Source organism: Myxococcus sp. MISCRS1 (assembly GCF_026626605.1).
Classification (GTDB): Bacteria; Myxococcota; Myxococcia; order Myxococcales; family Myxococcaceae; genus Myxococcus; species Myxococcus fulvus.
This window is the reverse complement of sequence record NZ_JAPNKB010000001.1, coordinates 4806003-4830631: the sequence shown is the minus strand read 5'-3', so window position 1 is coordinate 4830631 and position 24629 is coordinate 4806003. Positions and strand designations below refer to the sequence as shown.

The window sequence follows — 24629 nt, the reverse complement described above, 5'->3', positions numbered from 1 at the left end:
TTTCCTGGATGTAGCTCAGTCTGGCCAGAGCGCACGGTTCGGATCCGTGAGGTCGCAGGTTCAAATCCTGTCATCCAGATGTGAAGTGTTTCATGCTCCGGGATGCGATTGGATCGCAGCACGGCCGTCTACCGTGTGAACAGGGTTCGATTCCCTGTCGGAGCGCTGGAAGCACCCCTTCAGGGACCGTGGTTCAACGGGAGAATGCTCGGACGGCATCCGAGCGGTCCGGGTTCGATTCCCGGCGGTTCCATTCACCTCAGGCGGAGATGGGGGAGCAGATCTCCACCAGCACGCCGTTGAGGTCCTGCACGTAGGCCACCGACTGTCCCCAGGGCTTCTGCTTGGGTGGTTGGACGGGGCTTGCGCCTGCCTTCACCGAGTGCTCGTAGGCGCCCGCGACATCGGGCGTGACGAGCGCCACCTCCACCGCGGCGGGAGTCTCCTTCGGCCGGTGGAAGCGCACGGTGAGCCCGTTGTGTCCGGCCATGTCCTCCGATGCGAAGGCCAGGGCGGTGGTGCCCGTGTCCAGCTCTCCGTACGTGTTGCTCTCGTGGAGGAAGCGCCGCTTCAGGCCGAAGGCCTTCTCGTAGAACGCGAGGGTGGCGGGGACGTCCGGGACGTAGAGGATGACATAGCCGAGCTTCATGAGAGGGCTCCGAGGTGGGAGTGAGGACGCCGATGGAGGCGGTCTCTCATGGGCCCGCTGGGGTGTCTTGAAGAAATCGGACGCGGCTCATTCCAGCAGGCCGGTGGGAGACACTCCCGCCAGCTCTCGGACCTCCCGGGTGAAGTGGGCCTGGTCCGAGTAGCCGCAGTCGAGCGCCACGGTGCTCAGCGCGGAGTTCCCCCCGCGAAGCTGCCCCAGTGCTCGCTGGAAGCGCAGCACCCGGGCGAGCAGCTTGGGCGCGGTGCCTGCTTCCTCGAGGATGTCGCGGTGCAGGGTCCGCTCGCTGATGCCCAGCTCGCGCGCCAGCGCGGACATGCGCACCTGTCCCGAGGAGGACTGGAGACACTGGAGCGCGTGGGCGGTCCGGGCCTTCGGCAGGTGTCGCGGCGAGGCATTGCGGCGCAGGAACTCTTGTTGGAGCAGGGCCTGGGCGTGCTCGAGGGAGCGGCAGGCGGACAGGCGTTGCTGGAGGGCAACGAGGGCTGGCGCGCAGTCCTTCACGGGGACGTTGAGGTTGCACAGCTCGCGAGGGCTCACGCCGAGCAGCGCGAGCGCCCAGCCGGGCTTGAGCCGGATTCCGAGGCTCACCGAGCCGGGGGCCTCCTTCACGAGCGCGAAGGACTCCATGGGGCCGACCACCGTCACGCGGGGTTCGTCGCCACGTCCCAGGGAGCGCATGTCCGAGAAGCGCACGATGAGGTCCGTGCAGCCGTCGGGGAGGATGCGGTGGAGGCCTGGCGTGGCGGTGGAGGGCGTGACGTAGCGCCAGAGCGCGTCCACCCGGTCGGCCATGAAGGCCGGCGGCGCCAGCTCCGTGTATCCACCCTCGAGCATCCCTCGGTCTCCTCCTGGGGAGAGGATAGTACCGGGCGGCTCATTCCGCGCGGGCCTCGAGCCGGGCGAGGGGGATGGCGCCAGAGGGCTCGCGGGCCGCTGTGCACGGTGTGCTCGCATTGAAGACACATGTCTTTGTCAGGGCGAGAAGTCGAGCGCGTCTGTCGTTGGCGAAAGGAGCGGTGAATCTGCCGATGGTGAATCCGATGAGCCCGATGAATCTCAAGCGCAAGAACGACACTGTCCGCGGCATCGCCGTGCTGTTCGCGAACACCGAGCAGGACACCGTCTCCGAGGACGAGCTGTGGGAGGGAATCGCTTCCTTCCGTAGCGCTCCACCCGGCCGTTGAGCTTCCTGGCCACGTCTCGATGACGTGGCCGGGCGGTTTCAGAGGCCGGGCTCCCAGAGGGGACCCGGCCTCTTCTCGTTTCCGGGTTCCCTCTCTCGCAGTACCTGCCGCCCCGTTCGTCTATCGGCGCAGGACACCGCACTCTCGATGCGGGAAGACGGGTTCGACTCCCGTACGGGGCACTCTTCGCGACATCTTCAGGTCCTGTAGCTCAGCGGATTCAGAGCGCTCGGGTGCGAACCGAGAGGCCGCAGGTTCGATTCCTGCCAGGACCACTGTTTCATCTGTTTCATGCACGCCGAGCCAGCGGGCGACGGCATCGGTTCGACATACCGACTTGGCCGGGTTCGACTCCCGGGGCGTGCACTCCCGAAACCTCACGCGGTCGCGGACGGTCGCTCCGGCAGCCGCTCCAGCGCGGGCAGCGCATCGGGCCGGTCCCACAACACGAAGTGGCTGCACCCGTCGAGCGTCACCACCTCGAGCTCCGGACGGCCCTTCTGCGCGCTCTCCAGCATCGACCTGGACTCCAGCACCCGGTCCTTCCCCGGGACGAGCACGGTGCCGCGCCGCACGTTGCGGAACAGCGACTCGTCGCGCTCCTCGAACCAGCGAGCCAGGTCCACCAGGTTGGTCAGCATGGTCGACACCCGCTTCGGATTGAACGGGAACGCCATGATGAGCTCGCGCTTGCGCGCATCCTCCAGCGGCCCCCACGCCCCCCGGTTGTGCCGGGAGATGGGCGCCAGGCGCCACAGCGGAATGAAGAACGGCAGCAGCCACAGCTGCGCCCGCGTCAGGCGCGTGTACGCACGAGCGCGCGGGAGCACGGGCGCCTCCAGCACCACCTCCACCTTCTCGAACAGGTCCGGCCGCAGCTTCGCCGCCTCCAGCACCACCGCGCCTCCGCGCGAATGCCCATGGACGCGCACCTGGTCCGTCCTCGGCAGATGCTCCAGCGCCTGCACCAGCACGGCGGCGTCGTGGGCAATCGTGCCCTCCGGAGCGCTCGGCACCTTCGCCCAGGGCGCTGGCACCTCGCGAGGACCTGTAATCGGCAGGTGGTAGTCGCAGCTCGTCACCAGGATGAGCTGGAGCCCCGGGTCCTCGTAGTGGCGCGTGAAGTAGCGCATGTCCGCCACGAAGCCGTGCATGCACAGCACCGTGGCACGCGGGTTCTCACAGCGCCGCTCCGCGATGACCGCCTTGCCCACCCGGTGGATGTGCCCGTCGAAGGCCTCGCTCGGACAGGGCGTGCACTCGCGGACGAGCAGCCACTGCCGCAGGGCGAGCACGAGAACGACGATGCCGACGAGGACTGCGATGGCCACGGACATGCAGACTCCCAGGGGGCCAGGCCTCGAACGGACGGCTCAGGTCGCCTCGCGCATCATATTTCGCGCGATGACCAGCTGCTGAATCTGGCTGGTGCCCTCATACAGGCGGAAAAGGCGCACGTCGCGGTAGAAGCGCTCGATGCCGTAGTCCGCGATGTACCCCGCCCCTCCGAAAATCTGCACCGCGCGGTCCGCGACGCGCCCCACCATCTCGCTCGCGAACAGCTTGCAGCAGGACGCCTCGGTGCTGATGTTCTGGCCCGCGTCCCTGCGCCGGGCCGCGTCCAGCACCATGCAGCGCGCCGCGTAGGCCTCCATGCGGCTGTCCGCCAGCATGGCCTGGATGAGCTGGAACTCCGCGATGGGCTTGCCGAACTGCTCGCGCTCCATGGCGTAGCGCAGGCTCTCCCGGATGAGCCGCTCGGCCACACCCACGCACACCGCCGCGATGTGGAGCCGGCCCCGGTCCAGCACCTTCATCGCCGTCTTGAAGCCCTGTCCCTCCACGCCGCCCAACAGCTGCGTCGCGGGGACACGACAGTCCTCGAAGAGCACGTCCGCGGTGTGCGTCCCCTTCTGTCCCATCTTCCGGTCCGACGGACCGATGATGAGCCCCGGGGTGCCCGCCTCGACGAGGAACGCGGAGATGCCCGCGGCCCCCTTCTCGTCCGGGTTGGTGCGCGCCATCACCGTGAACAGACCCGCCTCGGGCGCATTGGTGATGAAGCGCTTGGTGCCGTTGAGCACGTACACGTCGCCCTCGCGCCGGGCCGTGGTCCTCAACGAGGAAGCATCCGAACCCGCGTTGGGCTCCGTCAGCGCGAACGCACCGACAATCTCTCCCGAGGCCAGTCGAGGAAGGTACTTGCGCCGCTGTTCCTCCGTGCCATCCAGGATGATTCCCTGCGAGCCGATGCCGTTGTTGGTGCCGATGAGCGAGCGGAAGGCGGGCGACGTCTGTCCGAGCACGAAGGCCACCTGCACCTCCTGGCTCATGTTCAGCCCGACGCCGCCGAACTCCACCGGCGTGGACAGGCCGAACAGTCCGAGGCCGCGCATCTCCTCGATGATGTCCCGGGGGATGGCGTCCTCGTCCGCCACGCGGTGCTCGTTGGGAATCAGGCGCTCCTTCACGAAGCGCTCCAGCATGGAGAGCAGCTGCTCCAGGGTCTCGTCCTCGCGGGCGGTGAGCATGGTGGTCCTTGTCAGCGGTGCTGCAGTGCCGCCTCGACGTTGCGCACCAGGTTCACCAGCCGGGGACCGATGTCCAACAGCAGTCGCTGACGCGGCAACAGGAACGACGGCCCGCCACAGTTGAAGGCCAACAGCCCGCTGCCATCCGGCGCGATGAACGGCACGCCCACCGCGTTGACGTCCCGGTCCCAGTCTCCGACGGAGAGCGTGAAGCCGTGCGTGCGGTACTCCTCCAGCGCCTGCTCGATGCTCGCCTGGAGGCGCGGCCACTTCTCCGGCTCGCGCTTGGCCATGTGTCCCATCAGGTAGCGACGCTCGCCCTCGGGGAGCGCGGCGAGCAGCGCCCGTCCCATCGCCGTGGTGGCGAGCGGCAGCCTGGAGCCGATGTCCAGCCGCAGCGTCACCGCCGCGGTGGAGCGACAGTGCTCCACGTACACCACGTTGAGCCGGTCCCGACTGCCCAGCGACACCGGGACGTTCGCGTAGTCCGCCAGGTCCTGCATCAGCGGTCGGGCCACGTCGCGCACGCCCATGTTGGAGAGCGCCGCGAAGCCGAGCGCGAGCACCCGCGTGCCGAGCTGATACTTGCCCAGCCGCTCCGAGTACGTGAGGTAGCCCAGCCGCGTCAGCGTATGCGTCAGCCGCGAGATGGTGGGCTTGGGCAGCCCCGTGCTCGCCGCGAGTTCCTGGTTGCCGAGCATGGGGCGCTGCGGGGTGAAGGCCCTCAGAATCTCCAACCCACGCGCGAGCGCCGTCACGAATTGACGGTCCTTCACTTCCTCTTCGCTCACCTGCTCCAGCGACTCCACGAAGGGGGCACCGGCGTCGCTGGGCGGAGATGAGGGGGCTGCGAAGCGTCTCATGACAGTCCTGACAAGAGCGGGATTGCCATCACGATAAACAGACAGTACAAATGGGTCAAGGTCTGCGAAATTCAGTTTCGCATAGCGAAACAAGGAATATCCAACCATGTCCCACGTGCTCGTCGAGAGGCCCGAGGAAGGCATCGCCTTGGTGCGACTGCATCGTCCCGAGGTCCGCAATGCATTGGGATTGGAGCTGCGCCAGGAATTGTCCGTGGCCTTCCGGGAGCTGGGCGCGGACGCGGCGGTGCGTTGCATCGTGCTGACGGGCGGACCGGAGTTCTTCGCGGCGGGTGCGGACCTGCGGGCCCTGGTGGACGCGACGCCGGTGGACCTGCTGCTGCGGGACACCCAGTGGCTCTGGCAGTCCCTGGCGGAGTGCCCCGCGCCGGTCATCGCCGCGGTGAATGGCTTCGCGCTCGGAGGTGGCTGCGAGCTGGCGATGCACGCGGACATGATTGTCGCGGGAGAGAGCGCCAGCTTCGGTCAGCCGGAGATTCGGGTGGGCATCATGCCGGGGGCGGGAGGCACGCAACGGCTGACGCGCGCGGTGGGGAAGTTCAAGGCGATGAAGCTGCTGCTCACCGGCGAGCCGATGACGGCGCGGGAGGCGGAGGCCATGGGCCTGGTCACCGAGGTGGTCCCCGACGCGGAGGTGTTGGAGCGGGCGCTCACGCTCGCGCGGAAGGTGGCGAACATGCCGCCCCTGGCCGTGCGACAAATCAAGGAGGTGGTCCTCGCGGGACAGGACGTGTCCCTCGCGGAGGCGCTGCTCCTGGAGCGCAAGGCCTTCCAGCTCCTCTTCGCCACGCGCGACCAGAAGGAGGGCATGCGGGCCTTCCTGGACAAGCGCAAGCCCGCCTTCGAGGGACGCTGACATGGTCGACGTCCAAGCACCCTCGCTCACGTTGGGACTGGTCGGAACGGGCATGATGGGTCGAGGCATCGCCCAGCTCGCCGCGCAGGCGGGAATCACCGTCCGCTTGTTCGATGCGCGTCCCCAGGCCGCGGAGGAGGCCCGCGCGTCTGTCGCGTCGACGCTCGAGATGCTGGTGACGAAGGGTCGCCTGTCGCCCGAGGAGGCGCGCGCGGCGACGGCTCGGCTCGAGCCTGTTCCCTACGAAGCGTCGCTCGCGGGCTGTGACGTGGTGGTGGAGGCCATCGTCGAGGACCTCGGTGTGAAGCAGGCGCTGTTCACCCGCCTGGAGGGCATCGTCGGGCCGGAGTGCCTGCTGGCCACGAACACCTCGTCGCTCTCGGTGACGGCCATCGCCTCGGCGTGCGAGCGCCCGGGCCGCGTCGGTGGCTTCCACTTCTTCAACCCGGTGCCGTTGATGAAGGTGGTGGAGGTCATCGAGGGGGCGCGCACGGAGCCCCGGGTGGGGGAAACGCTCGTGCTGCTCGCGAGGCGGCTGGGCCACCGGCCGGTGCGCGCGGCGGACACCCCGGGCTTCATCGTGAACCACGCGGGGCGCGGCTTCGGCACGGAGGCGCTGCGCATCCTCCAGGAGGGCGTGGCCTCCTTCGAGGTGATTGACCGCGTGCTGCGGGACGCGGCGGGCTTCCGGATGGGGCCGTTCGAGCTGCTGGACCTCACGGGGCTGGATGTCTCGCACCCGGTGATGGAGTCCGTGTACGAGCAGTTCTACCAGGAGCCGCGCTTCCGTCCGTCGTACGTGCTGCGTCAGCGGCTCACGGCGGGACTGCTCGGGCGCAAGAGCGGGCAGGGCTTCTACTCCCACGAAGGGGGACGGCCTCACGCCGTGCCGGAGCCCGTGCTTCCGAAGGGAGAGCAGCGGCCGGTGTGGGTGGCCGCCGATGAGCCCGGCTGGAGGGAGGCACTGCTGTCCCTGGTTCGCGCGGCGGGTTGGTTCCCGGACGACGGAGAGCATCCCGCACCGGAGTCGCTGTGCCTGCTCGCGCCGTTGGGTCGGGACGCCACGACCACGGCACTGGCGCTGGAGCTGGACCCCGAGCGCACGGTGGCGGTGGACCTGTTGTTCGGTCCGGAGCGTCGGCGCACGGTGATGACGACGCCGGTGACGCGGCCCGCGTTCCTGGACTCGGCGCTCGCGCTGCTCGGGGCGGATGGAACGCCGGTGGCGCGCATCCACGACAGCACGGGCTTCGTCGCGCAGCGGGTGCTCGCCACCGTGGTGAACATCGCGTGCGACATCGCGCAGCAGCGCATCGCGAGCCCGGAGGACATCGATGCCGCGGTGACGCTCGGGCTGGGGTATCCGCTCGGACCGCTGGCCTGGGGTGACGCGCTCGGTCCGCGACGCGTGTTGAAGGTGCTGGACGCCATCCACGCCGCCTCCGGAGACCCGCGCTATCGCGCGAGCCCATGGTTGTCCCGCCGAGCCCGGCTCGGTGTCTCCCTCCTCACGCCGGAGAGGTGATTCGCATGAGCGCCTATATCTACGATGGGTTGCGCACGCCGTTCGGTCGTCACGCGGGAGCGCTGGCGCCTGTTCGCCCCGATGACCTGCTCTCCGGAGTCATCCGCGCGCTGCTCACGCGCGGCCCGTTCGAGCTGGGGGACATCGAGGATGTCGTCATCGGGTGCACCAACCAGGCGGGGGAGGACAGCCGCAACGTGGCACGGCACGCCGCGCTGCTCGCGGGGCTGCCCATCGAGGTGGGGGGTGTGACGGTGAACCGGCTGTGCGGCAGCGGTCTCGCGGCGGTGCTGGACGCGGCGCGCGCGGTCATGACGGGGCAGGGGGAGCTCTTCGTCGCCGGGGGCGTGGAGAGCATGAGCCGTGCGCCCTTCGTGCTGCCCAAGGCCGAGTCGGCGTTCAGTCGCGACACCCAGGTGTTCGACACGACGATGGGTGCCAGGTTCCCGAACCCCCGCGTGGTGGCTCGCTTCGGTGGTGACACGATGCCGGAGACGGCGGACAACATCGCGCGCGACCTGGGCATCGGCCGCGCGGCCTCGGACCGGTTCGCGCTGGCTTCGCAGCAGAAGTTCGCGACGGCGCAGGCCCGGGGGTTCTTCGCGGGAGAGCTGGTCCCCGTGGAGCTGCCGGGACGCAAGGGGGCGGTCACCACGGTGACGGTCGACGAGCATCCCCGCCCGGACACGACGCTCGACAAGTTATCCACACTCAAGCCGCTGGCCGCGGAGGGGGTCGTCACGGCGGGCAACGCCTCGGGCATCAATGACGGCGCGGCGGCGCTGCTCGTCGGCTCGATTTGTGTCGGCGAGTCCGTGGGATGCAAGCCGCTGGCACGCATCGTCTCGGCCGCCATCGCGGGAGTCCCGCCACGCACCATGGGACTGGGGCCCGTGCCGGCCGCGCGCAAGGCGCTGGAGCGGGCGCAGTTGGCGCTGTCGGACATGGACATCATCGAAATCAACGAGGCCTTCGCTGTGCAGGTGCTCGGCTGCCTCAAGCTGCTGGAGCTGGGCGAGGACGACAGCCGGGTGAACCCGAACGGTGGAGCCATCGCCGTGGGACATCCACTGGGAGCCTCGGGTGCGCGACTGGCCCTGACAGCGGCGCGACAGCTCCAGGTCTCCGGTGGGCACTACGCGCTCGTCAGCATGTGCATCGGGGTGGGGCAGGGCATCGCCGCCGTCCTCGAGCGCGTGTGAGTGGCTTCCTCTTCTGACGTTGGGAGAACCGAATGCAGGTCTACGACAAGCTCTACATCCAGGGTGAGTGGGTGGCGTCGCGAGGCGGTGGGCACATCGACGTGCTCAGCGCATCCACAGAAGAGGTGATGGGACGCGTTCCCGAGGGCACGGCGGAGGACGTGGACCGCGCGGTGCGCGCGGCGCGTGGTGCCTTCGAGACCTGGGCCTCTTTGACCGTCCCGGAGCGGGCGGCGTTCTTGCGGAGGCTCCAGGCGGGGCTGACGGAGCGACAGGATGCGCTCGCGAGGACGATGACGGGCGAGGTGGGCATGCCCCTGGCGCTGTCGAAGGCCATCCAGGTGGGCACGCCCATCACCGTGACGGGGACCTACGTGCAGCTCCTCCAGGAGCACGCCTTCGAGGAGCAGGTGGGCAACTCGCTGGTGGTGCGCGAGCCGGTGGGCGTCGTCGCCTGCATCACACCGTGGAACTATCCGCTGCATCAGATTGTCGCGAAGGTGGCGCCGGCACTGGCGGCGGGCTGCACCGTGGTCCTCAAGCCCAGCGAGGTCGCTCCGCTCAACGCGTTCATGCTCGCGGAGATCCTCCACGAGGCGGGGCTGCCACCTGGGGTCTTCAACCTCGTGTCCGGAACGGGAGCGGTGGTGGGCGAGGCGCTCGTGCGTCATCCCGAGGTGGACATGGTGTCCTTCACGGGCTCGACGCGAGCGGGACGCCGGGTGTCGGAGCTGGCGGCGGCGACGGTGAAGCGCGTGTCGCTGGAGCTGGGTGGCAAGTCCGCGTCCATCGTCCTCGCGGACGCGAACCTCAAGAACGCGGTGAAGCGGACGGTGGGCAACTGCTTCCTCAACTCGGGTCAGACGTGCACGGCGCACACGCGCATGCTGGTGCCGCGGGCCTTGCACGATGAGGCGGCGCGCCTCGCCGTGGAGGTGGCCACGAGCTTCACCGTGGGCGACCCGTTCCAGGGAGAGGCGAAGCTCGGTCCCGTCATCTCCGAGGCGCAGCGTGCGCGCGTTCGTGAGTACATCCAGCAAGGCATTCGCGAGGGCGCGAAGCTCGTCGCCGGTGGGCCCGAGCAGCCCGAGGGCCTGCCGAAGGGCTACTACGTGAAGCCCACGGTCTTCGCGGGCGTGACGCCGGAGATGACCATCGCGAGGGAGGAGATCTTCGGTCCCGTGCTCGCCATCCTGCCGTACGACGATGAGGACGACGCGGTCCGCATCGCGAACAGCACCATCTACGGCCTGGCCGGCGGTGTCTGGTCGGAGGACGTGGAGCACGCGAAGCGAGTCGCGCGCCGGATGCGCACCGGACAGGTGGACATCAACGGCGGACGCTTCAACCCGCTGGCTCCGTTCGGTGGGTATCGACAGTCCGGCAACGGTCGAGAGCTCGGCCGCTACGGGCTGGAGGAGTTCCAGGAACTCAAGGCGATGCAGCTCTGACGCAGTCCCCCTCATCCGAGTCAGGAGTCCCCATGAAGGCCGCGGTGTGTTTCGAGAAGGACGTGCTGACCGTCACCGACGTGAGCTTCGAGCCGCCGAAGGCGCGCGAGGTGCTCGTTCGCATGGTGGCCTGTGGTGTCTGTCACACGGACCTGTCGGTGGTGAACGGCACGGTGAAGATGAAGCTGCCCTGTGTGCTGGGGCACGAGGGCGCGGGCATCGTCGAGGAAGTCGGGGAGGAGGTCTCCCATCTGCGGAAGGGGGACAAGGTCGTCCTCTCGTGGGTGGCGCAGTGTGGCGAGTGCTACTTCTGTCGCATCCAACGGCCGAACCTGTGCGAGCTCGGCGAGCGCATCAACGCGGGCAACCGGATGCCGGACGGGAGCACGCGACTGCGCAAGGACTCGCGCGAGCTGAACGTGTTCTCCGCGCTGGGGGCGCTGTCGGAGTACGCGGTGGTGCCGGCGCGGGCGGCGGTGAAGCTCCCCGAGGACGCGCCGCTCGACAAGGCGGCGCTGGTGGGCTGCGCGGTGACGACGGGCGTGGGGGCGGTGTTCAACACGGCGCAGATGCCGCCAGGGGCGACGGTGGCGGTGTTCGGCACGGGCGGCGTGGGATTGAACATCATCCAGGGCGCGGTGATTGCCGGCGCCGAGCGAATCATCGCGGTGGACGTGCACCCGAAGAAGCTGGAGTTCGCGAAGGTGTTCGGCGCGACGGACGTCATCGACGCGACGAGCGTGGACCCGGTGGTGGGCATCCGCGAGCTGACGCGAGGGCGGGGCGCGGACTATGCGTACGAAGCGGTGGGCCGCAAGGAGACCATCGAGCAGGCCTACCAGTGCACGCGCAAGGCGGGCACGTGCGTCGTCGTCGGCGTGGGGAGCGTGAAGGAGCAGATCTCCCTCAACGTCTTCGTGCTGCCGTTGTTCGAGAAGCGGCTGCTCGGCTCCTGGTTCGGCACGGCGGATGTGCACCGCGACATGCCCCGGCTCTTGGACCTCTACAAACAGAAGAAGCTCAAGCTGGATGAGTTGGTGACGACGACCTACAAACTGGACCAGCTCGACCAGGCCTTCACGGACATGAAGAACGGAGTGAATGCCCGGGGAGTGGTCTTGTTCTGACGGGGCGCTCAGTCGGCTACGTGCCATTCTGGCCCTGGGGGGACTTTGGCGGTCCCCAGGGCCTCGAGCGCGAATGATTCCAATGCCTCAAGGATTTCCGTGCGACGCACCCAATCGGGACCACCATGTTTTCCAGCCCGCGCCTCCCACTGGCCTTTGTGGTGGTGCAGGTAGACTGCCCTGTCGAAGTACCAGAAGTCGGCTGGATTGGACTCGCTATCACTCGATGCCGTCTCGAATGCCGCACGTTTGGGCTGCGTGGTGACGAGAATGCCTGAGGGAACGAAATAGGTTCGTCTCAGAATGCGGAAGCCCCTGGCTTCGAGACGTCGCCCGAGCTCATCGAGGAGTTCCTGGTACTGGGTCGTCATGGGGTCCCACGACCGACGCTATGACGTCCGACGGCATGGGCACCAGGGGCAAGGCATCGAGCCCACTGGTGCCGCACTGACTCATGCCAGCTCTAGAAGAACACGTGCGTGAACCGAGCGCCGATGAACTGGCTCTTCGTCACGCCCTCGGATGCGGCGACGTCCGGCTGGAACTGGAGCATCAGCGTGGAGGCCTTCTCCAGCCGGATGCCCATCGTCAGCCGCAGCGACTGCACCGTGGTGCTCTTGGCGATCTCCAGCTCACCCGCCGGCGTGTCGATGGTGCGCTTGCCCGACGCCTCGACGATGTAGCCCGCGCCCGTGAAGAACGTGGACGACAGGTCCATGCCCAGATGGAAGATGCCGCCGAACGACGGCGCCTGGCTCATCACCACCTTCGAGCCACCCTCCGCGCTCGGAATCAGGAACTCGTCGTTGTCCCCCTGGAACGCCACGCTGCCCATCAGCTCCGCCGTGAAGATCTTCTTGAAGCGCTGACCCGCGACCAGCTGCGGACGCACCACCCACCGGTTCGCCCCGATGTTCACCAGCCGGTTGCTGTCATAGCTGCCCACCGGCACCGTGACGTACGGCGTGAGCGCGAACCACGTGTGCGTGTTGTCCTCGGCGTTCTGCACCAACCCATATCCAATCGTCGGGATGTACGTCACATCGCCCACGCCCGAGGCGCGCAGCGCCGTCTTCGGGCCCGAGGGCGACGCCGGGTTCGCCTGGAATACCGTCACGTCCACCACCGGCAGGCTCAAGTCCAGCGGCACCACCACCAGGTCGCCGAACTTCAGCACGTACGTGGCGCGGAAGGCCGCTTGGAGTTGTGAGAAGTCACGCTCACCGGACGCGGAGACGTGACGCAGATACATGTTGGTGATGATGCCCCGGTGCGGGACGAAAAATCCCGCCTCGTAGTCTCGCAGGTCCGCCTGCTGGGCCTGGACCCCGGTGGCCGAGAACAGCACTGCGAACAGGACACTGAGCAGCATGCGCTTCATGGTGATTCCCTCCCTCGAGGAACGTCGTCGATACGGTTTGCGTCAGTAACGGAACGGCCACGCCTGGAAGTACCGGCGGACCCGCAGCCACACGCCGAAGAGCCCCAGGGGCTCGAGCACCAGCACCAGCACCACCACCAGCGACAGCAGCACCGTCGACTGCTGCGCGGACGTGAGCTGATTCACGAAGGGAATCGCGCCGCCCACCGTCTCCGCCAACGGGCTCAGGAACGTGAACGCGAGCGCGCCGCTGACGGCGCCGAACACCGTGCCCACCCCTCCCAGCACAATCATCGCGATGTACTGGATGGAGAGGTTCAAATCGAACGGCGGCTCCACCGTGATGTATTGCTGCTGGAACGCGAACATCGCCCCCGCGATGCCCGCCAGGAACGACGACACGCCGAACGCCTGCAGCTTCGCCTGCGTCGTCCCCACCCCCAGCACCTCCGCCGCCAGGTCCTGGTCCCTCACCGCCATCATCGCCCTGCCACTGTCCGAGCGCTGGAGGTTCTTCGTCAGCCACACCGTGAACGCGGCGAGCCCCGCGAAGAGGAAGTACAGCTTCCGCTCGAAGCCGAAGCGCACGCCGCCCACGCTCCACGCGGTGCTCATTGACGCCGCCGCGCCCGTCTCGTCGCGGAACCACCAGTACATCGGCACCGCCGTGCCGCTCAGCCCGCTCGTCACCTCCGGATACGCGAGCAACACGTGCTGCGTCAGGAACACCAATCCCAACGTGACGATGGCCAGGTACAGCCCCTTGAGCCGCAGCGCGAACGCGCCAATCACCACGCCCACCAGCGCGGACACACCGCCCGCCAGTGGCAACGCCAACCAGAACGGCCAGCCCAGCTTCGTGCCGAGCACCGCCGCCGTGTACGCGCCCAGCGCCAGGAACGCCGCGTGCCCCAGGCTCACCTGTCCCGCGAAGCCCGTGAGCACCATCAGCGACGCGGCGCCCACGATGGCCACCAGCCCCAGGTTGCCCACGGTGAGCCACCGCGTGCTCACCAGCCACGGGTAGCTCAACCCCACGGCCAGCGTCAGCAGCAGCCCCACCCGCTGCCACAGGCCGGGAAAGAGCTTCAGGTCGTCCTCGTACCGAATCACCAGGGGGCGCGTTGGCATGATGTCGTCTCGCGCGCGTCGTCAGACGCGGCGCACCTCGTGCTCGCCCCACAGTCCGCGCGGGCGCAGGACCAGGAACAGAATCATCGCGGCGTAGGGGAAGACGGCGTGGAAGTTGTGCCCGAAGGCGCCCAGGTGTGGATTCACATACGCCTGGGACAGCACCTCCAAGAGCCCCAGCACGAACGCGGCCACCACCGCGCCCACCACCGACTCCAGTCCTCCGACGATGATGGCGGGGAATGCCCTCAACGCCACGTAGCCCAGGTTCGAATCCACCGAGCGCGGGAACATCCCCAGGAACACGCCCGCCACCGCCGCCGTCGCTCCCGCCAGGAACCATGTGAAGCCGAGCACCCGGCCCACCGGAATCCCCAGCACCAGCGCCACCTCCTGGTTCTCGCTTGCCGCGCGCATCGCCACGCCCAGCGGCGTGCGCTGCACCAGCGCGTGCATCCCCACCAGCACCACCGTCGTCGCGCCCAGCGACACCAGCGAGGACAGCAGCACGGTGGCGTTGCCCACCTGCACCTCCGCCATCGCATCCCACGGCGTGGGCATTCCACGCGTGTCCGTGCCGAATGCAATGACGATGCCCGCGCGCAGCAGCAGCCCCAGGAACAGCGTCAGGATGATGGTGGTGAAGACAGGGCGCCCCACCATGCGGCGCAGCACCGTGCGCTCCAGGAGCGCGGCCAGGCCGCCGGTGAGACACGCGGACGCGGCGAGCGCCAGCCACCAGGGCAGCACCTCCACCAGCGCCGTCATCAGGAACGCGCCCAGCGCGAGCAGCTCGCCGTGCGCGAAGTTGAAGAGCCGGGAGGCCCGATACACCACGGAGAAGCCCAGGGCGATGAGCGCGTAGCTCGCCCCGAGCGCCAGGCCGGAGATGCCGAGCTGGAGAAGCTGCGTCATTCGCGTGTCCTCGCGTACATCTCTTCCACCAGCTGGGAGTGCAGCTCGAGCACCGCCTTGCGGCGCACCTTGAGGGACGCCGTCACCTCGCCCGCGTCCTGCGTCATCTCGCGCTCGAGCAGTCGGAACGCCCGCACCTGCTCCACGCGCGCCAGCGTCTCGTTCGCGCGGGTGACTTCCTCCTCGATGAGCTTGCGCACCTCGGGCCGCTGCGTGAGGTCCGTGTACGAGGTGAAGGCCAGCTTGCGGCGCAGCGCCCAGTCCGCCACCGTCTCCGGGTCCACCTGCACCAGCGCGGTGACGAAGGGCCGCCGGTCGCCGATGGCCACTGCCTCCTTGATGTACGGACTGTTCTTCAGCGCGTTCTGGATGCGCTCGGGCGACAGGTTCTTCCCACCCGACGTGATGAGGATTTCGCGCTTGCGGCCGGTGATGCGCAGATACCCGTCCGCGTCGATTTCGCCCAGGTCCCCCGTGCGCAGCCAGCCCTGCGCGTCACGCACCTCGGCGGTGGCCTCCGGCTTGTTGAGGTAGCCGAGGAACACGTTGCTGCCGCGCACCAGCACCTCGCCGTCCTCGTCCAGCCGGCACTCCACGCCGGGCACCGGGCGTCCCACGGTGCCCAGGCGCGTCGCGCCAGGGATGTTGAGGTGGCTGGTGCCCGCGCTCTCCGTCTGCCCGTAGCCCTCGTAGATGCGAACGCCCACGCTGTCGTACCAGGCGAGCAGCTCCGGAGAGATGGGCGCCGCGCCGGAGATGGGGAAGCGGCAGCGCCTCAACCCCAGTCGCTCCTGGAGCGGGCGGTAGACGAGCAGGTCGCCCACGCGCCACAAGAGCGCGTCCCACCAGCGACGCTGTCCTGTCCGCTCGCGCTCGCGAATCCCGGCGCCCAGGCGGGTGAAGGTCTCGAACAAGGTGCGCTTGAGCCACGAGGCGTCGCGCATCTTCACCATCACCACCGCGTGCATCTTCTCCCAGATGCGCGGCACGCCCAGGAACACCGTGGGGGACACCTCGGCCACGTCCTGCTGCACCGTCTCCAGCGCCTCGCCGAAGTGGACCTGGCCGCCGACGACCAGGGGCAACAGCAGGCTGAACAGCTTCTCCGCGACGTGACACAGCGGCAGGTACGAGACGACGCTGTCCTGCTGCCCCAGCCCGAGCTGCGAGGTGAACGTCGCCGAGCCCTCCAGCATGTTGCGGCTCGACACCAGCGCGCCCTTCGGCGAACCCGTGGTGCCCGAGGTGTAGATGACCATCGCCGGCTCATCCGGACTGCGCGCCGCGAGCTGCGCCTTCAGCCACCCGGGCTCCCGCTCCAGCAGCGCGCGGCCTTCCTCCAGGAAGCGCTCCCAGAGACGCAGGCGTGAATCCTCCACGCCGCGCAGGCCCCTCGGCTCGACGACGAGCACGTGCTCGACGGAGGGCGTCTCGTCGGCGACGGCGGCCACCTTGTCGTACTGCTCCTGGTCCTCGCAGAGCACGACGCGACAGCGCGCGTCGTTGAGGATGTACGCCACGTCCGCAGCGGGGTTCGTCTGGTAGATGCCCACGCCGCGCGCGCCGAGCACCTGCGCGCCCAGGTCCGTGAACAGCCACTCGGGCCGGTTGTCGCTGAGGATGGCCACCGAGTCACCGGCGCGCACGCCCAGCTCCCACAACATCCTCGCCGTCCACCCGACGCGCTCCAGGTAGCCCTGGAAGGACAGCTCCCGCCAGATGCCCAGGCGCTTCTCGCGAATGGCCACCGCATGCGGATGTCGCTCCGCGCGCAGGTAGAGCTGGCCCGGCAGGCTCAGCGGTAGTGCCGTACTCATGCCGCCACCGCCCCGCCGACGTACGCGCTGAGCACGCGCGAGTCCTCACGCAGCGCCGAGGGCGGCCCGTTCGCGATGACACGCCCCCGGTCCAGCACCGTCACCTGCGTGGCCAGGTCCATCACGAAGCGCAGCTCGTGACCGATGAGCACCTGCGTCACCCCCAGCTCGTGGCGGATGTCGAGCAGGTGGTTGGCCATGTCCTCGGTCTCCTCCTGGTTGAGCCCGGCGGTGGGCTCGTCCAGGAGCAGCAGCTTCGGCTCCATGCACAGTGCGCGGCCCAGCTCCACGCGCTTGCGGATGCCGTAGGGCAGCACCGACACGGGCATCCACCGGTAGTGCTCCAGGGAGAGGAAGTCGATGACCTCCTCGGCCTTCTCGCGGTGACGAACCTCCTCCTGCCTCGCGCCACGCGTCCAGAAGAGGTGACGCAAGAGCCCCGTGCGGTACTTCGGGTGACGGCCGAGCAGCAGGTTCTCCAGCACCGTGAGGTGCTCGAAGAGCGCCAGGTTCTGGAACATCCGCGACACACCGCGCCGGGCAATCTCCGGCGGCTCCAGGCCCGTGAGCGCCTGTCCTTCCAATCGCACGCGTCCCTCCATGTGCCGGTGGATGCCGCTGACGCAGTTGAAGAGGCTGCTCTTGCCCGCGCCGTTGGGACCAATCACGGCATGCAGCGCGCCGGCCTCGATGGAGAACGAGACTCCATCCAGGGCTCGCACCCCGGAGAAGGACAGGCCCACGTTGTCGAGCTCCAGCAAGGCCATGCTTCACCCTTCACGTTTCAGGACAACCAGCGACGCTTGCGGCGGTAGCGCTTCAGCTCGTGGTAGCCGCGCTGCCCCTCGCGGCCGAAGCCCAGGTAGAACTCCTGCACGTCCGGGTCCTCGCGCAGCTTCTCCGCCGGCCCGTCCAGCACCACCTTGCCCGTCTCCAGCACGTACCCGTGGCTGGCCATGCCCAGCGCCACGCGCGCGTTCTGCTCGACGAGCAGCACCGACACGCCCTCGGCGGCGATGCGCTGAATCAGCTCCGACACCTCGCCCACCGCCTTCGGCGACAGGCCCAGGAACGGCTCGTCCAACAACAGCACCTGGGGCCTGCGCATCAGCCCCCGACAGATGGCGAGCAGCTGCTGCTCACCGCCGGAGAGGTAGCCCGCCTTCTGCCTGCGCCGCTCGCGCAGCACGGGGAAGCGCGAGTACGCCGACTCGACCAGCTCCTTGCGCGCCTGCGCGCCCATGCCGAAGCCGCCCGCGAGCAGGTTCTCCTCCACGGACAGCTCGCCCAGGATTCGCCGACCCTCCAGCACCTGCACCACGCCCGCGTGCACGCGGCCGTCGGTGGACAGGGCCAGCAAATCCCGCCCGGACAATTCGACACGGCCCTGGGTGATGGCGCCGTCGTGCAGGTCGAGCAGGCCGCTGATGGCGCGCAGCGCGGTGGACTTGCCCGCGCCGTTGGGTCCGAGGAGGGCCACCACGCCCTGGTGGGGGACCTCCAGGGTGATGCCTCGCAAGGCACGCACCGCCGAGTGGTAGACGACCTGGAGGTTCTGCACGCGCAGCAGCGGAGGACTACTTGCTGTCATCGGCGGCCTTCGCGGCGGGCGTGCCCAGCGCCTTGGGCGGCGCGTAGCCCGCGACGACACTCCAGCTCCCCTGGTCCAGCACGGGCTTGAGCACCCGCACCTCCAGGGCCGTCGCGTAGGGGAAGCGGGACAGGTCCACCGGCTCCGCCGTCAGGCCGCCCGCGGTGGTGCGCTGGATGTTCTTGAGCGCCTTGAGGAAGCCCGCGCGCGTGACGTCCTTGGCCTCGATGGCGGCCTTCAGCGCCTCCAACTGCACGCGGCCCTGGACGTAGGACGCCAGCGTGTAGAAGTCCTTCGGCGTGTCGGGGTACTTCGCGTGCAGCGCGATGAAGTCCTTCATGCCCGGCACGTCGTCGCCCCAGAAGGTGAGCCCGGTGGCCCAGTAGAAGTTGGCGAAGACGGGCGCGGGGATGACCTTCGGGTCGAAGAACCGGTCCACCCACGCGGGCGTCTGTCCAATCCAGGTCGGCTGATACTTGAGCTGCGCGGCCGTGCCGAGGATGGGCCCCGAGGCCCCGGGCAGCACCGTGAGCAGCACGTAGTTGGCGCCGGACTGCTGGAGCGCGGTGACGACGGCGGCGAAGTCCTTCTGCCCTGGCGCCACGCTCTGCTGCGAGACGACGGTGACGCCGTGGTGCTTCGCTGCCTCCGTCCAGCCCTCCAGCCCGTCCTTCCCGTAGTCGTCGCCCTGCGCGACGATGGCGGCCTTCACCTTGTCCGCGCCGCCCGCGTGCTCCACCGCCCAGTCGAGGGCGCGCATCGCCTCCAGCTTGTAGGACGCGCCGATGGGCGGTGTGTACTGGTGCCGCGCCATCTCCGACGACTGTGACGCGGGGAAGGCGACCACGTTGTCCGCCGTGAGCTTGTCGCGCAGGGGCAGGGTGTTGGGCGTGCCGAAGCTGGTGCCCAGGAACAGCACCTGCTCATGGAGGTCGCTGTACGCCTGCACCGCGTTCTGCGGGTTGTAGGCGTGGTCGCGCTCCACCAGCTCCACGCGCCAGCCCGGAGGCAACAGCCCCGAGTCCCCCGCGTTCACCTGCCTCGCGAGCAGCCGCTTGCCCGCGGCGAAGGGCTTGCCGATGGCGGCGCCAGGGCCGCTCTCGTCGTTGAGCGCGCCGATGTAGACGACCTTCTTCTCCAGGTCGACACCCTTGTCTGTCTTGATGTCCGACAGGGCGGCGGGACGCGTCTGCGTGCCCTCCGGAGCCGGAGCTTCTTCCTTCTTGCAAGCCATCAAGCAGAGAGCTGTCGCCAGGAGTCCGACCACGAGCCGTTGCATCGCAACCTCCCCGTCAGATTCGTGGCGGCACAGTAACCACACTCGCTCGGAAGAGAAAAGACAGTCACCGGTAATTCGATGGCTGTATTTCGCAGGGCGGAACTTCTCGGCGGCGTGTTTTGACTGTGTTTCGCACGGCGAAATGTCTCGCGCGGATGATGCATCGCGCAAGGCGCGCGGCGCGCAGCCTGGATGTGCTTTGTCAGGAGGAGCGGACGGGGACACGCCGGTGGCGGCGGTCCTCCCAGTCCCGCGAACACGTGGCCCACCCGGGCGTGTGGTTTCCCACCTGGTGGAAAGCCACGTGTCCCGCGCGCGGGGCGCTTCAGTCCAGCGACGACTCCGGCAGCGCGGTCTCCGACGTGACGATGCCATCCGCGTCCGCGTAGAGGTGGTGTCCGGGGCGGAAGGTGACGCCCGCGAAGCGCACCTCCACGTCGCGCTGGCCCTCGTTGCGCTTGAAGCTCTTGAGCGGGTGCGTGCCCAGCGCCTTCACGCCGAGCGCCATGCGGCCCACCTCTTCCGAGTCACGGATGCAGCCGTTCACCACCACGCCCGCCCAGCCGTTCTGCTGCGCGAGCAGCGCCAACTGGTCCCCCACCAGCGCGCAGCGGCGGCTGCCACCGCCATCCACCACGAGCACCCGGCCGTTGCCCTTCTCCTCCAGGGCCTTGCGCACGAGCGAGTTGTCCTCGGGGGCGCGCACGGTGCTGATGGGGCCGGTGAACGTGGTGCGTCCGCCGAAGTCGATGAAGCCGGGCTCGGCGACCTGGAAGTGGGCCGTGCCCGCGTGCGTGTCACACAGGTCCGCCGTCTTGAAGTCCATGGGGCTGCTCTCCTGGGAAGGGTGGCCTCGGGGCCGTCGTCGTCACAGCGCTGTATCACCCCCGTGTCCAGCCCCCGGGACATCGGCATCACGCCGATGTGCGTTCTGGTGTGATTCCCCGGGGATACGTTGACGAAGGGTCAACGCGGGCGGCGGTCGATGGGCCGCAGAAGGGGCGGGCATGGGGGCAGGCTACTCGGAGGGAGGCTCGCCTCGCGGCGCGTGCTATGGAACCCACATGAATCACGCTCACAGCCAGTCCTTGTTCGCCCGCGCGCAGGCGCGCATCCCGGGCGGAGTGAACTCCCCGGTGCGCGCCTTCCGTGGCGTCGGAGGAGACCCCGTCTTCTTCCGCGAGGGCTCGGGCGCTTGGCTCACCGACGTGGACGGCAACCGCTACGTCGACCTGGTGGGGAGCTGGGGGCCGCTCATCCTCGGCCACGCCTACCCGCCCATCGTCGAGGCCATCATCGAGTCGGCCCGTCGCGGCTCGTCGTTCGGCGCGCCGCACGCGGGCGAGGTGGAGTTCGCGGAGCTCATCTGCGCGACGATGCCGGCGGTGGAGATGGTGCGGCTGGTGTCCAGCGGCACCGAGGCCACCGTGGCCGCCATCCGCGTGGCGCGCGGCTTCACCGGCCGCGAGCACATCCTCAAGTTCGAGGGCTGCTTCCACGGCGCCGGAGACCCGTTCCTGGTGAAGGCGGGCAGCGGCGTGGAGACGCTGGGCCTGCCGGACTCGCCGGGCGTGCCGTCGGCGCTGGCGAAGCTCACGCTCACCGCGCCCTTCAACGACCTGGCCGCGGTGGAGCGCATCTTCGAGGAGAAGGGCCAGGACATCGCCTGCGCCATCATCGAGCCGGTGGTGGGCAACATGGGCGTGCTGGTGCCCAAGCAGGGCTATCTGCAGGGCCTGCAGGCGCTGTGTCAGAAGCACGGCGTGCTGCTGGTGCTCGACGAGGTGATGACGGGCTTCCGGCTGGCGCGCGGTGGGGCGCAGGAGCTGTACGGGCTGATGCCGGACCTGACGACGATGGCGAAGGTGATTGGCGGCGGAATGCCGCTGGGCGCCTATGGTGGCCGCGCGGACGTCATGCGCAAGGTGGCGCCGGCCGGGCCGGTGTACCAGTCCGGCACGTTGTCGGGGAACCCGGTGGCGGTGGCGGCGGGGCTCGCGTGCCTCAAGGCGCTGGCGGCGCCGGGGACGTACGCGCGGCTGGAGCAGGTGAGCCGGATGTTGGAGGAGGGCTTCATCGCGGAGGCGAAGGAGGCGGGGGTGCCCGTCACCGTCAACCGCGTGGGCAGCATGCTGACGGTGTTCTTCACCGAGCAGCCGGTGTTCGACTACACGAGCGCGAAGACGTCCGACACGGGGCGCTTCGGTCGCTTCTTCCACGCCATGTTGGATGCGGGCGTGTACCTGCCGCCGAGCCAGTTCGAAGCGGCCTTCGTCTCGCTGGCGATGGGCGAGGCGGAGGTGGCGCACGTGCTGGGAGCGGCGAGAAAGGCCTTCCGCGCGCTTGGCCAGACCGGTTGAGCCTCCGCCCCTGGAGGGGCCTGTTCGTTTCGGTCCCTACACCCTGGTGCGCCGCATCGGCGCCGGGGGGATGGGGGAGGTCTTCCTCGCGCGCGAGGAGGGCCCTCGGCGCGCCTGTGTGGTGAAGAAGGTCCTGCCGCAGTTGATGGAGAGCCCCCAGTTCGTGGGGCGCTTCCGCGACGAGGCCCGGGTGGTGGTGCGGCTGACGCACCCGAACATCGCCCGGGTGTACGCGATGGGCGAGGTGGAGGGGCAGCTCTACCTGTCGATGGAGTACGTGCGCGGCAAGACGCTCAGCCGCCTGTCGTATCGGCTGCGGCAGCTCGCGCGGATGATGCCCTTGGGCATCGTGCTGCACCTGGGCGAGCGGCTGTGTGAGGGATTGGCGTACGCGCACGACGCGACGGACGAGGAAGGGCATCCGTTGCACCTGGTGCACCGGGACTTGTCTCCGGCGAACGTGTGCATCAGCTACGCGGGCGAGGTGAAGATCATCGACTTCGGCGCGGCGCAGTCCACGCTGAAGGAGCAGCAGACGGCGCCCCGGGTGGTGATTGGGAACCTGACGTACATGTCGCCGGAGCAGGCGCGCAAGCGCTTCGTGGACCGGCGCGCGGACGTGTACGCGGTGGGCGTGTTGCTGTGGGAGCTGTTCGCGTGGAAGCCGCTGTCGCAGCGGGGAGACCCGGTGGAGCGGTGGCGGCGCGCGGCGTATCCGCAGTGGGAGCCGGCGGGGAAGCATCGGGAGGGGCTGCCGTCGAGCATCGAGGCGTTCCTGGCGAAGGCGCTGACGTCGGAGCCGGCGCAGCGCTTCCCGGACGCGGCGGCGATGGGCGCGGAGCTGGCGCGCTTGAAGGCGAAGCTTGCGCCCGGGGTGGGGGACGCGGAGCTGGGGAAGTTGTTGGCGCTGGTCTTCCCGCGGGAGAAGAAGGCGGAGGAGACGCTGCTCGAGGAGCTGCTGCGCGAGGAGGCGAAGCGCACGAACACCGAGCCGCAGCTCGTGGCCACGCTGGCGCCGCCGACGGCGCTCGCGTTCGAGCACAACGCCATCTACACGCCGGATGACTTCGTCCCGTCCGAGCGCGTCCAGGTGGGCCCCGCGCCGACGGCCGAGGACGAGACGATTCGTGAGCGGGGTGGGGGCGCGAGGCCCGGCGGCGACGAGACGATTCGTGAGCGGGGTGAGCGCACGGGTCTCGGCGAGGACGAGCCGACGCACGCGATGGGCAGGCCCGGGCGCGGAGACGAAGCCCCGACGCTTCGGAGCGGGCGCACGGGGCAGGTCAGCGGTTCAGCCGCGGGCCCCGGCGATGACGAGCCGACGCATGCGATGGGCAGGCCCGGGCGCGCGGATGAGCTGCCCACGCTTCGGGGCGGACGAACGGGCGCGGGTGATATCGGGCCGTCGCGTGTCGGCGGTTCAGCCGTGGGCCTCGGCGATGATGAGGCGACGCACGCGAGTGGTCGGCCTGGGCTCCAAGATGACGTCCGTCTGCCTCGTGGTGGCAGTGCGGCGTCTGGCGATGATGAGCCGACGCGCGCGAGCGGCAGGCCGGGACGCGGAGATGAAGTCCCCACGCTACGTGGAGGCGCTGCGGCGCCTGGTGATGATGAGCCGACACGCGCGAGCGGCAGGCCGGGGCTCGGCCATGAAGTCCCCACGCTTCGCGGTGGGAGCGCTGGCTCAGAGAGAGATGCGCCGACGCACGCGGCGAGAAAGCCCGGGCTCGGAGATGACGTCTCCACGCTTCGTGGTGGGGGCGCTGCCTCGACTGACGATGAGCCGACGCACGCGGCGAGAAAGCCCGGGCTCGGAGATGACCTCCCCACGCTTCGTGGTGGGAGCGCGACCCCAAGTGATGCGGAGCTGATGCATGCGCGCGGGAGCCCACGGCTCGGAGACGAAGTCCCGACGCTTCGTGGAGGGAGCGCGGGGCCGGGCGATGATGAGCCGACGCATGCGGTCGGCAGACCCGGTCGAGGAGTCGACGAGCCGACTCCCACGCAGGGTGCTCGAGGTCCTGGCGACGATGAGCCGACGCGCACGGAGGTCGACGGACGCCGCTTGGGTCACCCGGGGCTGGACACCGAGGCCGCTCGCGGTATGGGGCCGCAGGGCGCGATGCGAGGCCCGGTCATCCCCACGTCGAGCCGTCCGGAGTTGGCGCACGAAGAGGGCTGGCGACTCGCCGACGAGGACGAGCCCACCGCTGTCGCCGTGCCTCCGCGTGTGGTGGCGGCCGACCCCTCCATCACGCTCCCGCTCGATATCGAGGCCATCGAGTCGCGGACCGCGCAATACGGCGTCGACACCGGAACGCCGCGAGCCGCGCCTCAACCCAACATCGAAGCCACCGAGGCGCTCGAGGCCGCGAAGGTCCTGGTGGCCATCGAGAAGCAGGCCCACGCCGCGCGGGCCAGCGCCCCCAGGTCCGAGGACACCGTGACTCCCGCCATGCCGAGCCCCCACCCCAGGCGTGCGCCCCGGGAGACACAGGTGGGCTTCGGCATCGACATCTCCCAGACGGTGGCCACCCAGGCCATCGAGGCCCGTCGGCTGGAGCTGGTCCGCGCCATCACCGGGGAGGACGAGGCGCCCGTCGTCGAACCCGAGCGCCCATCCGGACGCTGGCTCCAGGCGCCTCGACTCGGGCTCGCCCTGGCGCTGTTCGTGGGCGCGGCCCTGGTGGGCCTGTTCGTGGTCTGGCTGACGGTGTGGCGGTAG

22 protein-coding genes and 4 tRNA genes are annotated in these 24629 nt (G+C 69.1%); 12 read left to right on the top strand and 14 right to left on the bottom strand.

What is annotated here, in order from left to right:
* Positions 1 to 4 precede the first annotated feature (4 nt).
* Positions 5 to 79, top strand: a tRNA-Pro gene (locus tag OWM54_RS18940).
* Positions 80 to 182: 103 nt separating this feature from the next.
* Positions 183 to 253: transfer RNA gene (locus OWM54_RS18935), tRNA-Ala, on the top strand.
* A 6-nt stretch (positions 254 to 259) separates the two neighbouring features.
* Here OWM54_RS18935 and OWM54_RS18930 read toward each other — a convergent pair.
* Entirely contained in the window at positions 260 to 649 is a 390-nt protein-coding gene (locus OWM54_RS18930) for a VOC family protein (protein WP_267698395.1), read from the bottom strand.
* Between the two features lie 87 nt (positions 650 to 736).
* The gene (locus OWM54_RS18925) at positions 737 to 1504 is read right to left on the bottom strand and encodes a helix-turn-helix domain-containing protein (RefSeq protein WP_267698394.1); all 768 of its coding nucleotides are present in this window, start codon (positions 1502 to 1504) and stop codon (positions 737 to 739) included.
* Positions 1505 to 1710: 206 nt separating this feature from the next.
* Between OWM54_RS18925 and OWM54_RS18920 the strand changes: the two genes are divergently transcribed.
* The 3 genes from OWM54_RS18920 (at position 1711) to OWM54_RS18910 (ending at position 2129) form a co-directional block, all read left to right on the top strand.
* Entirely contained in the window at positions 1711 to 1854 is a 144-nt protein-coding gene (locus OWM54_RS18920; RefSeq protein ID WP_223751408.1) for a hypothetical protein, read from the top strand.
* A gap of 109 nt (positions 1855 to 1963) precedes the next feature.
* Positions 1964 to 2036, top strand: a tRNA-Glu gene (locus OWM54_RS18915).
* Positions 2037 to 2054: 18 nt separating this feature from the next.
* Positions 2055 to 2129: transfer RNA gene (locus OWM54_RS18910), tRNA-Arg, on the top strand.
* Between the two features lie 102 nt (positions 2130 to 2231).
* On the opposite strand, the gene OWM54_RS18905 is transcribed toward OWM54_RS18910, so the two are convergent.
* Genes OWM54_RS18905 through OWM54_RS18895 form a run of 3 tightly spaced genes read right to left on the bottom strand, consistent with a single transcriptional unit; the run spans position 2232 to position 5248 of the window.
* Positions 2232 to 3191 carry an alpha/beta fold hydrolase gene (locus tag OWM54_RS18905; protein WP_223749716.1) on the bottom strand — a complete coding sequence of 320 codons (960 nt, stop codon included), beginning with the start codon at positions 3189 to 3191 and terminating at the stop codon, positions 2232 to 2234.
* 36 nt (positions 3192 to 3227) lie between these two features.
* A complete protein-coding gene (locus OWM54_RS18900) occupies positions 3228 to 4385 on the bottom strand; it encodes an acyl-CoA dehydrogenase family protein (protein WP_267698393.1) in 1158 nt (385 codons plus the stop codon).
* 11 nt (positions 4386 to 4396) lie between these two features.
* Positions 4397 to 5248 carry an IclR family transcriptional regulator gene (locus tag OWM54_RS18895; protein WP_141331840.1) on the bottom strand — a complete coding sequence of 284 codons (852 nt, stop codon included), beginning with the start codon at positions 5246 to 5248 and terminating at the stop codon, positions 4397 to 4399.
* Between the two features lie 106 nt (positions 5249 to 5354).
* Between OWM54_RS18895 and OWM54_RS18890 the strand changes: the two genes are divergently transcribed.
* Genes OWM54_RS18890 through OWM54_RS18870 form a run of 5 tightly spaced genes read left to right on the top strand, consistent with a single transcriptional unit; the run spans position 5355 to position 11430 of the window.
* Entirely contained in the window at positions 5355 to 6125 is a 771-nt protein-coding gene (locus OWM54_RS18890) for an enoyl-CoA hydratase (protein WP_267698392.1), read from the top strand.
* A 1-nt stretch (position 6126) separates the two neighbouring features.
* The gene (locus OWM54_RS18885; RefSeq protein WP_267698391.1) at positions 6127 to 7650 is read left to right on the top strand and encodes a 3-hydroxyacyl-CoA dehydrogenase; all 1524 of its coding nucleotides are present in this window, start codon (positions 6127 to 6129) and stop codon (positions 7648 to 7650) included.
* A gap of 5 nt (positions 7651 to 7655) precedes the next feature.
* Positions 7656 to 8852, top strand: coding sequence for a 3-oxoadipyl-CoA thiolase (locus OWM54_RS18880; RefSeq protein WP_267698390.1), 1197 nt, complete (start codon positions 7656 to 7658; stop codon positions 8850 to 8852).
* Between the two features lie 32 nt (positions 8853 to 8884).
* Positions 8885 to 10303 carry an aldehyde dehydrogenase family protein gene (locus OWM54_RS18875; RefSeq protein WP_267698389.1) on the top strand — a complete coding sequence of 473 codons (1419 nt, stop codon included), beginning with the start codon at positions 8885 to 8887 and terminating at the stop codon, positions 10301 to 10303.
* A gap of 32 nt (positions 10304 to 10335) precedes the next feature.
* The gene (locus tag OWM54_RS18870) at positions 10336 to 11430 is read left to right on the top strand and encodes a Zn-dependent alcohol dehydrogenase (RefSeq protein WP_223749722.1); all 1095 of its coding nucleotides are present in this window, start codon (positions 10336 to 10338) and stop codon (positions 11428 to 11430) included.
* An 8-nt stretch (positions 11431 to 11438) separates the two neighbouring features.
* Here OWM54_RS18870 and OWM54_RS18865 read toward each other — a convergent pair whose 3' ends face one another.
* The 9 genes from OWM54_RS18865 to rraA form a co-directional block, all read right to left on the bottom strand.
* Entirely contained in the window at positions 11439 to 11801 is a 363-nt protein-coding gene (locus tag OWM54_RS18865; RefSeq protein ID WP_223782238.1) for a hypothetical protein, read from the bottom strand.
* Between the two features lie 92 nt (positions 11802 to 11893).
* The gene (locus tag OWM54_RS18860) at positions 11894 to 12811 is read right to left on the bottom strand and encodes a transporter (protein WP_267698388.1); all 918 of its coding nucleotides are present in this window, start codon (positions 12809 to 12811) and stop codon (positions 11894 to 11896) included.
* 42 nt (positions 12812 to 12853) lie between these two features.
* Positions 12854 to 13942, bottom strand: a complete 1089-nt coding sequence (locus OWM54_RS18855) for a branched-chain amino acid ABC transporter permease (RefSeq protein WP_267698387.1) — start codon at positions 13940 to 13942, stop codon at positions 12854 to 12856.
* A 21-nt stretch (positions 13943 to 13963) separates the two neighbouring features.
* Entirely contained in the window at positions 13964 to 14857 is an 894-nt protein-coding gene (locus OWM54_RS18850; protein WP_267698386.1) for a branched-chain amino acid ABC transporter permease, read from the bottom strand.
* Complete coding sequence (locus OWM54_RS18845; RefSeq protein ID WP_267698385.1) at positions 14854 to 16674, bottom strand: AMP-dependent synthetase/ligase; 1821 nt, start codon at positions 16672 to 16674, stop codon at positions 14854 to 14856. The genes OWM54_RS18850 and OWM54_RS18845 overlap by 4 nt, the downstream gene beginning before the upstream one ends.
* Complete coding sequence (locus OWM54_RS18840; protein WP_223749725.1) at positions 16671 to 17441, bottom strand: ABC transporter ATP-binding protein; 771 nt, start codon at positions 17439 to 17441, stop codon at positions 16671 to 16673. The genes OWM54_RS18845 and OWM54_RS18840 overlap by 4 nt, the downstream gene beginning before the upstream one ends.
* 17 nt (positions 17442 to 17458) lie before the next feature.
* Positions 17459 to 18265, bottom strand: coding sequence for an ABC transporter ATP-binding protein (locus OWM54_RS18835; protein ID WP_267698384.1), 807 nt, complete (start codon positions 18263 to 18265; stop codon positions 17459 to 17461).
* Positions 18252 to 19499 carry an ABC transporter substrate-binding protein gene (locus OWM54_RS18830; protein WP_267698383.1) on the bottom strand — a complete coding sequence of 416 codons (1248 nt, stop codon included), beginning with the start codon at positions 19497 to 19499 and terminating at the stop codon, positions 18252 to 18254. The genes OWM54_RS18835 and OWM54_RS18830 overlap by 14 nt, the downstream gene beginning before the upstream one ends.
* 370 nt (positions 19500 to 19869) lie before the next feature.
* Positions 19870 to 20370, bottom strand: coding sequence for a ribonuclease E activity regulator RraA (rraA, locus tag OWM54_RS18825; RefSeq protein ID WP_223749727.1), 501 nt, complete (start codon positions 20368 to 20370; stop codon positions 19870 to 19872).
* 238 nt (positions 20371 to 20608) lie between these two features.
* Between rraA and hemL the strand changes: the two genes are divergently transcribed.
* Together hemL and OWM54_RS18815 are read left to right on the top strand one after the other, a co-directional pair.
* Positions 20609 to 21904: a glutamate-1-semialdehyde 2,1-aminomutase gene (gene hemL / locus OWM54_RS18820; protein WP_267698382.1), complete on the top strand. Its 1296-nt coding sequence runs from the start codon at positions 20609 to 20611 to the stop codon at positions 21902 to 21904.
* A complete protein-coding gene (locus OWM54_RS18815; protein ID WP_267698381.1) occupies positions 21888 to 24629 on the top strand; it encodes a serine/threonine-protein kinase in 2742 nt (913 codons plus the stop codon). The genes hemL and OWM54_RS18815 overlap by 17 nt, the downstream gene beginning before the upstream one ends.